Below are 1199 nucleotides of genomic sequence, written 5' to 3' on the forward strand. Positions count from 1 at the left end.
GCTAATAGCTTTACGGCGGCAATTGGCTCTCTCGTTGGCGGTGGAATGCTACTTGTTGTGACAAATACTGCTCAACCACAACACTTCGCTGAGCAATGGATGCAGACCCAATGGCAAAAGCTGATAGTGCTTGAGCAGGGGAAAGTTATTCCCCAGGTTTCTGAGTTTGCTATTGCGCAGAGAAATACAGAATACATAGAGCAGACTCACGCTGTTTCATTAATCGAGAAAGTGGTGAGTGGGCATCGTAAGCGTCCTTTAGTGCTCACGGCTGATCGCGGTAGAGGTAAAAGCAGCGCGTTAGGTATCGCTTGTGCTCAGTTGTTGCAACACAAGCCGCTGCGTATATTACTTACCGCGCCTTCTATTAACGCTGTTGAGCCAGTCTATCAGCACGCGCACCGTTTACTTACATCTGCCAAACAGATGAAGAAAGACCGTTTGGAAGTCGGCTATGGGTATATTCAGTTTATTGCGCCTGACGAATTGTTGTCTTCGCTGTCTGAGTGTGATTTGTTGCTAGTCGATGAAGCGGCTGCGATTCCCGTTCCGATGCTCAAACAAATCACCGAGCATTATCATCGTTTGGTCTTTTCTAGCACGATTCATGGCTATGAAGGCTGCGGACGTGGCTTCACGTTGAAGTTCATTGAATGGTTGCAACAACAACGACCTGGCATGAAGACGTATCACATGCAGCAGCCAATTCGTTGGAGCGTAGATGATAAGTTAGAAACGTGGTTGTATGACGCTTTTATCTTGAACGCGGAATTATCGCCGCAATCCATTGAAGGCATGGCGAACGTATCGTTGAACAAAGTGGACAAGCAAGCACTGGTTCACCAACCCAATTTACTACGCGAATGCTTTGCTTTACTGGTTAACGCTCATTATCAAACCTCACCGAATGATTTGCTCCATTTACTGCGAGATGACAACAGCTCCGTTTATCTCGCGATGGATAAACAAAATATCATCGGGGTCATTCTCACGGTTGAGGAGGGCGGTCTTGATGACGAGTTAATTGAAGCTGTTCAACTTGGTCAACGTCGCCCTAAGGGGCATTTGACGCCAATCACCATCATCAATCAACTTGGTTTGGTAAAAGTAGGTAAGCTTATTACTTCACGAGTGATGCGAATTGCGGTGCATCCTGATCTACAAGGTTCGGGCATTGGCAAGCGCATGTTAACACTACT

Annotated in this window: 1 protein-coding gene; it reads left to right on the forward strand. The window is 46.7% G+C overall.

Annotated elements, in window-relative coordinates:
• On the forward strand, positions 1-1199 hold a 1199-nt coding region (locus R7D93_RS25675; protein WP_318129605.1), incomplete at both ends, for a GNAT family N-acetyltransferase.

The organism is Vibrio sp. YT-15 (assembly GCF_033337445.1).
Classification (GTDB): domain Bacteria; phylum Pseudomonadota; class Gammaproteobacteria; order Enterobacterales; family Vibrionaceae; genus Vibrio; species Vibrio alginolyticus.